Source organism: Streptomyces phytophilus, assembly GCF_013870535.1.
GTDB classification, from domain to species: domain Bacteria; phylum Actinomycetota; class Actinomycetes; order Streptomycetales; family Streptomycetaceae; genus Streptomyces; species Streptomyces phytophilus.
The window spans coordinates 1-7,492 of record NZ_JACBXC010000184.1; the positions used below are offsets into that span (position 1 = coordinate 1).

Annotated in this window: 6 protein-coding genes; all 6 read left to right on the forward strand. The window is 71.6% G+C overall.

Annotated elements, in window-relative coordinates; all coding sequences use genetic code 11:
- Nucleotides 1–814: ROK family protein (locus H5J30_RS11820; protein ID WP_181787391.1), on the forward strand; the 814-nt coding region annotated here is incomplete at its 5' end.
- A gap of 56 nt (nt 815–870) precedes the next feature.
- Complete coding sequence (locus tag H5J30_RS11825) at nt 871–1,467, forward strand: 3'-5' exonuclease (protein ID WP_181787392.1); 597 nt, start codon at nt 871–873, stop codon at nt 1,465–1,467.
- 43 nt (nt 1,468–1,510) lie between these two features.
- Nucleotides 1,511–2,443, forward strand: a complete 933-nt coding sequence (locus H5J30_RS11830; RefSeq protein WP_181787393.1) for a dihydrodipicolinate synthase family protein — start codon at nt 1,511–1,513, stop codon at nt 2,441–2,443.
- Nucleotides 2,444–2,542: 99 nt separating this feature from the next.
- Nucleotides 2,543–5,590, forward strand: a complete 3,048-nt coding sequence (locus tag H5J30_RS11835) for a 3-keto-alpha-glucoside-1,2-lyase-like domain-containing protein (protein ID WP_181787394.1) — start codon at nt 2,543–2,545, stop codon at nt 5,588–5,590.
- Between the two features lie 470 nt (nt 5,591–6,060).
- Entirely contained in the window at nt 6,061–6,897 is an 837-nt protein-coding gene (locus H5J30_RS11840; protein ID WP_181787395.1) for a hypothetical protein, read from the forward strand.
- A gap of 53 nt (nt 6,898–6,950) precedes the next feature.
- Complete coding sequence (locus tag H5J30_RS11845; protein ID WP_181787396.1) at nt 6,951–7,391, forward strand: hypothetical protein; 441 nt, start codon at nt 6,951–6,953, stop codon at nt 7,389–7,391.
- The last annotated feature ends 101 nt before the right edge of the window (nt 7,392–7,492 follow it).

Below are 7,492 nucleotides of genomic sequence, written 5' to 3' on the forward strand. Positions count from 1 at the left end.
GCTGCTCGCCGGGGCCGGGCGGGGCGCGGACGAGGTGTGCGGCATCGGCATCTCGGTGCCGGGGCCCGTCGACTTCGGCACCGGGCTCGTCGTGCAGCCGCCGATCATGCCCGGCTGGGACGGCTACCCCATCCAGGACCACATGCGCCGCTCCTTCGCCAAGCACGCGCAGGGCCCCGAGGACGTGCCGGTGCTCGTGGACAACGACGCCAACCTCCTGGCGTACGCGGAGCAGCGCGCCGGGTACGCCGACTGCGCCGCCTTCGTGCTCGTCAAGGTCTCCACCGGCATCGGCGCCGGCGTCGTCGTCGACGGCAGCATCTACCGCGGCATCGACGGCGGCGCGGGCGACATCGGGCACGTGCGGCTGCACGACGGGATGGACGCCCTCTGCGCCTGCGGCTCGTACGGCTGCCTCGCCGCCGTCGCCAGCGGGCGGGCGCTGGCCGGCCGGCTCACCGAGCTGGGCGTGCCCGCGACCTCCGGCTCCGACGTGCGCGACCTGCTGGCCGCCGGGCACCCCGAGGCGGTGCGGCTGGCCCGGGAGGCGGGCCAGCGGGTGGGGGAGGTGCTGGTCACGGTCGTCACGCTGCTCAACCCCGGCGTGCTGATGATCGCCGGCGAGCTGTCCTCCGTGCCGTTCCTCACCGGCGTGCGCGAGCTGCTCTACCGGCGGGCGATGCCCCGCACCACGGCGCACCTCGACGTCGTGACCGCCCGGCTCGGCGACCGCTCCGCCCTCGTCGGCGCCGCCGCCATGGTCGTCGACGACCTCTACTCCCCGGACCGCGCCGACGCCCGCCTACCCGGTTGACCGACGCGCGCCGCCGCGGCCGTACGCTGGCTGCCGCGCAACCGCAGGAGGGCCACGTGTCGTCATTCATCGTCTTCGACCTGGAGTTCACCACGTGGCCGGGAGCGCCGGAGCGGGACTGGTCGGCGCCGGGCGAGCTGCGGGAGATCGTGCAGATCGGCGCCCTCCGGCTGGACGCGGACCTCGCGGTGGCCGACGAGTTCGAGACCCTGGTACGGCCCGTGGTGAACCCGCGGCTGTCCCCGTACTTCACCGAGCTGACCGGCATCGGCCAGGAGGCCGTCGACCGCGAGGGCCGCGAGCCCGCGGCGGCGCTCGGCGACTTCCTCGGCTTCTGCAAGGGCCGCTCCGTGCTCTCCTACGGCAACGACATGGTCGTGCTCGGCGAGAACGTCGGCTGGGCCCGCGCCCGCGGCGAGCAGGTCGCGAACGGCTTCCTCGACAACGGCTTCCTCAACGTGCGCCCCTGGGTCAACACCCTGGCCCCGCAGACCGCTTCGGCCAACTCCGGCAGGCTCTGGGAGGCCCTCGGCCTGCCGAAGCCGGCCGCGGGCGCCGAGCACTCGGCGCTCTTCGACTGCCACTCCATCGCCGCCGCACTCCGCCACCTCCGTGCGGGGGGCGCCGTACTCCCCGCGGGCTGCGTCAGCTAGTCCCGCGGGGCCCGCGCCGGGGGCCGGATCGTACGCTCCAGCCATGAAACCACTGAGAGCCGACGACATCACCGGTGTCTGGGGGACGCTGCTGCTGCCCCTGGGCGACGGCGACGCGATCGACCGGGGCCGGCTGGCCGGGCAACTGGACGCGCTGCTGGCCGCGGGGCTGCACGGGATATACGCGCACGGCACGGCCGGCGAGTTCCACACCCTGGCCGAGGACGAGTTCGACGACATCAACGAACTGCTCGCCGAGCGGTGCACCGCCGCGGGCGTGCCCTTCCAGATCGGAGCCTCCCACCCGGTGGCGCAGACCGCCCTCGCCCGGGTGCGCCGCGCCCGCGAACTGGCCCCCGGCGCACTGCAGGTGATCCTGCCGGACTGGCTGCCGCTCTCCGACGACGAGGCCGTCGCCTTCCTCGCCCGGATCGCCGGTGCCGCCGACCCGGTGCCGCTGGTGCTCTACAACCCGCCGCACGCCAAGACCCCCGTCTCGCCCGCGCTGCTCGGCCGGCTGCTGGCCGAGGTGCCCGCGCTCGTCGGCCTGAAGACCGCGGGCGGCGACGACGCCTGGTACGACGCCATGCGGCCGCACACCGCCCGCTGCTCCGTCTTCGTCCCCGGCCACCTGCTGGCCACCGGCATCGCCGGCGGCGCGCACGGCAGTTACTCCAACGTCGCGGCCCTCGCGCCGGCCGGCTCGGTCCGCTGGTACGAGACGATGCACTCCGACCCGGCCGCGGCCCTGGACGTCCAGCACCGGCTGGCCGAACTGTTCCGCCGGCACATTGCGCCGCTCCAGGCCCACGGCCTGTCGAACCCGGCGCTCGACAAGTTCCTCGCCGCCGTCGGCGGTTGGGCCGACACCGGGGTACGCACCCGCTGGCCCGCCACCCCCGCACCCGAGGCCGCGGTGCTTCCCGCCCGCCGCGACGCCCACGACCTGGTACCGGAACTTTTTTCTCTCGGATGACAAAGTATGGACAGGCCCGGACGAAGTCTTTAGGCTCAGCGCCGCACCCGCCCGGTATCTGAAGGTTCTTCCCGCCCTCTTTCGCGTCTGGAGGAACGAATGTCCGCACGGCTGTACCCCCGTGTCCGCAGACGGATGACCACGGTGCTCGCGGCGGCCTTCCTCGTCGGCGGCTTCTGGGCCGCGCCCGCCGGCGCCGACCCCGCACCCGACCCCGAACGGGCCCCCGGCCCGCAGAACCGGCAGGACCAGCCCTTCGCCGAACTCCCCCCGCAGGAGCCCGGCGTGACGCTGCGCACGTACGACGTGCAGGTCCCGCTCGACGAGATCTGTGCGCTCAAGCCCGCGCAGACCCCGAACGTCGACAAGCTCATGCCGCAGATCGACTTCTCGACCGCCGAGGACTTCGGCTTCGAGGACAACTTCGTCTCGCACACCATCGCCAACGTCAACGTGCCCCAGGACGGCACGTACACCTTCCGCCTCACCAGCGACGACGGCTCGCGGCTGCTCATCGACAACCAGGTCGTCATCGACCACGACGGGCTGCACGGCACCGATCCCCCCAAGGACGGCACCGTCGAACTGACCGCCGGCTACCACTCGCTGTTCATCGAGCACTTCGAGCGCGGCGGCGGCCAGCAGGTCACCCTGGCCTGGCAGCCCCCGGGCGCCGACGGCTTCACCACCGTGCCGAACTCGGTGCTCAGCACCGCCGCCGGGGTCGTCCGCGTCACCGCGCCGGGCCGCAAGGAGTGCGAGGGCTTCACCGACTCGCCCGGCGACGGCCTGCCGCTGAACGGCGTCCACCCCGACTTCAAGCTGACCGACCTGCGCCCCGACGGCTTCGAGCCGCAGGTCTCCGCGATGGACTGGCTGCCCGACGGCCGCCTCGCGGTGACCACCTGGGGCGGCACCGACAACGTCACCGGCGAGGTCTACCTCCTCGACAACGTCACCGGCGACACCTCGCCGGAGCAGGTGACCGTGAAGAAGGTCGCCGAGGGTCTGAAGGAGCCGCAGGGCATCAAGTACGTCGACGGCGACCTCTACGTCTCGCAGAAGCACGAGCTGACGCGGCTGAAGGACGACGACGGCGACGACGTCACCGACGCGTACGAGACCGTCGCCACCTGGCCGTTCAGCGACAACTTCCACGAGTTCGCCTTCGGCCTGCTCTACCGGGACGGGTTCTTCTACCTGAACCTGTCCGTCGCCATCAACTACGGCGGTGCCACCACCGACCCGCAGCCCTCCGAGAACCGCGGCACGACCATCAAGGTCGACCGCGAGACCGGCGAGGTCAGTTACGTCGCCGGCGGCCTGCGCACCCCCAACGGCATCGGCTGGGGGAATAACGACGACCTGTTCGTCCTGGACAACCAGGGCGGCTGGCTGCCGTCGTCGAAGCTCCTGCACATCAAGCAGGACCGCTTCTTCAACCACTACACCAACCCCGACGGGCCGTTCGACGACCAGCCCGTCACCCAGCCCGTGCTCTGGCTGCCGCAGAACGAGATAGCCAACTCGCCCAGCACGCCGCTGTACATGGACAAGGGCACGTTCGCGGGCCAGCTCCTCTTCGGCGACGTCACCTACGGCGGCATCCAGCGGGCCGACCTGGAGAAGGTCAGGGGCGAGTACCAGGGCGCGGTCTTCCGCATGACCCAGGGCCTGGAGGCCGGCGTCAACCGCATCAGCATGGGGCCCGACGGCGCGATCTACGCCGGCGGCCTGGGCGCGGGCGGCAACTGGGGCCAGCCCGGCAAGCTGGCCCACGGCCTGCAGAAGCTGACGCCCGGCGGCAGCGAGGCGTTCGACATCGTCTCGATGGACGCCACCGGGACCGGCTTCGAGATGAGCTACACCAAGCCCCTGTCGCAGGAGACCGCCGACGCCCTCGCGCAGAAGTACTCGGTCACCCAGTGGCGCTACGTCCCCACCCCCGAGTACGGCGGGCCCAAGGTGGACGAAGAGGTGCTGCCGGTGACCTCCGCGGAGCTGTCCGACGACCGCAAGAAGGTCACCCTGGAGATCCCGGGCCTCAAGCCCGGCCACGTGGTGCACGTGCGCTCCCCGCGCCCGTTCACCGCCGAGGGCGGCCAGGAGCTGTGGAGCACCGAGGCGTGGTACACGCTGAACAACATCCCCGGTGACGGTGCGCCCGCGCCCACCGCGTACGAGGCGGAGGAGGCCCGGCTCGACGGCGGCGCGAAGCTCGCCGACGACCACGACGCCTACACCGGCCGCGGCTTCGTCGCCGGCTACGGCACCAAGGGCGCGTCCACCACGTTCGACGTCACGACCCGGAAGGGAGGCACCTACGACGTCGGACTGCGCTACTCCAACGGCCCGGACCCCTTCACCGGCACCAAGACGGTCAGCATGTACGTCAACGGCAAGAAGGTGAAGCAGACGCAGCTGGCGTCCACCGGCACCTGGGAGGAGTGGACGACCAGGACCGAGAAGGTCTCCCTGCGGGCGGGCGCCAACACCATCCGCTACGTCAACGAGGAGGACGACACCGGGCACGTCAACCTCGACATGCTCAGCGTCCACCGCAGCGGCGAGCCCGTCACGCTCTTCGACGGCGCGGACCGCTCCGCCTTCCAGCACCTGGACGGCAGGACGCCGCAGTGGCCGCTGCTCGACGGCGAGGCCATGGAGGTCTGCTGCGGCGACATCCGCACCAAGAAGGCGTACGAGGACTTCAAGCTGCACGTGGAGTTCTGGCTGCCCGAGCTGCCGCCGGACGTCACCGGGCAGGACCGCGCCAACAGCGGCGTGTACCTCCAGGAGCGCTACGAGGTCCAGATCCTCGACTCGTACGGCAAGGACCCGCTGGCGAACGACGACGCAGCCGCCATCTACAAGAAGAAGGCGGCCGACGCGAACGCGGCGAAACCGCCGGGGACCTGGCAGACGTACGACATCACCTTCCGCGCCGCCCGCTTCGACGCGGACGGCAACAAGACCGAGGACGCACGTATCTCGGTGGTGTGGAACGGCGTGAAGGTCCAGGACGACGTCGCCGTCGACGGCCCCACCGGGGCCGGGAAGCCGGAGACGCCGGTCGCCGGCGCCATCCGCTTGCAGGACCACGGCAACGCGGTCCGCTACCGCAACATCACCGTCCAGCCCCTGTGACGCGGCGGTGACCCCGACCGGCCCCGGAGCCCACGGCTCCGGGGCCGGTTCTGTTCCGGGCCCGCGCCGCCCTGCGGATCAGCCGCAAGCGGGCGGAACCGGACTTTCCGCGCCGCGCGCGACGACAGGCCCCGCCCGCCGGCGACCGGCCGCCGCAGATGTGTCCGGCGTCGTCCGTACCGGCTGGTCACCCGCCGCGGAACGCTCGGTACCGGCCCGCGCCCGCGGTGCTCCCGGCGGTCTCGGCCCCGGGCCGGACCGCGTGTCCGGGGGAGGTGCGGAAGGAGTGCTACCACCATCTCGGACATGCTGTTTCCCCTCCTTATGCTGATGATTCTGAATCATGGCGGAAATTCCGCTGAAACCATTGATTCCGCTTAATTCCCCATTGTGAGGAACCGTACGCGAGATTACTGTTCCGGCCGACCGGCACCGGTTCGTACCGAGTGGTCCGACAGCAGGGGGGCGCAGTGATCGAAATAGAGCTCGACATCTTCTCGGGGCGTCCGAACCCCAGATGGCACCTGTCCGCCGCGGAAAGGAACAGCTTCCTGCAGCGGGCGCTGGAGGGCGCGGTGCCGATGGCGCCGGCCTCCGTCTCCGAAGGGAAGCTGGGCTACCGCGGATTCCTGGTGCGCGCCACCGGCGACTCCGCGAAGGTCCTGAAGGGGAGGCGGCTGCCGACCTTCTTCCGGGTCCGCGACGGGCTCGCCGCGAGCGTCGACCCCGACGCCGAGGCGTGGCTGCTGGACTCGGCGGAGCCGCGGGTGGACGAGCGCGTGGAGCAGGCGGCCGCGGAAACCATCCGCAGGCCCGCGGAGCGCGGCGGCTGGGCGGTGGCCGGAGCGGCGGCGTGTACGTACTGGGTCACCAGCTCGACCAACTTCGACTTCTGGAACGCCGACAGCAACCACCGTCTCAACAACAACTGCTACAACTACGCGTCCAACTGGCGCACGAACAGCTTCGCCCAGCCGGGGCGCGGCACCGGGCAGCAGTACTCCTACGTCTCCGTCGGTCAGATCCGCGACGCCGCGCTGCGCGACGGCTGGCGGACCTACTGCGACGGCGGCAACCTCTACGTGGCCTTCGCCACCTGGCTCGACATCGACTACCACTGGTGGCGTCGGACGGAGTCGGTGGGCGGAGTGGGACGCTGGTGCCACAAGCCCGGCAGCACGCCGGCCCGGAACTACGACGAGTCCGGCTACGCCATCACCGACCCGTACACAGCCAACCGCGGCAACTACACCACCTGGGGCGGCTACATGTACGGGCCGGACAGCTCGCGGCAGACCGTCTGGTGAGGACCGGCGCGGCGAGGGCGGAGACGAGGACGACGGCCAGGACGGTGGCGGCCGTGCTGGGAGCGCTCATGCTCCTCGGCGCCGGCTGCGGTTCGGAGGAGAACGTGACAGACCCCCGGGGTGCTTCGCCCGCCCCGCATGTGGAGGTGGACGCGCTGTCCGGGCGGGCCAACCCCGGCTGGGACCTGCCGCCGGCCGACGCCGCCGAGATCGCCGCGCTGATCGAGGCCCTGCCGGCCGGCACGGAGTCCGCGCCGGCCGACGACCCGGGTGGCCTGGGGTTCCGCGGGTTCGTCCTCACGGACCTGCGGTTGCCCCGCCATCCGGAACACGACCGGGTACGGGTGGGGGTGGACGTCGTACGCATCGAGACCGGCGGCGCGACCCTGGCCCTGCCCGACGACCACGGCTCGGTACACGCGGCTCTGCGCGCCAAGGCGAGAACGCGGTTGCCGGAGTCCCTCTACCGGGCGATCCCCGAGAACCGACAGTGACCAGCAGTGAGCAGCAGTGAGCAACAGTGAGAAGGGGCGGGAAATGGAACGACGGAACTTCCTGACCGTGGCGGTCGCCACCGGCGTGGGCACCTCGCTCG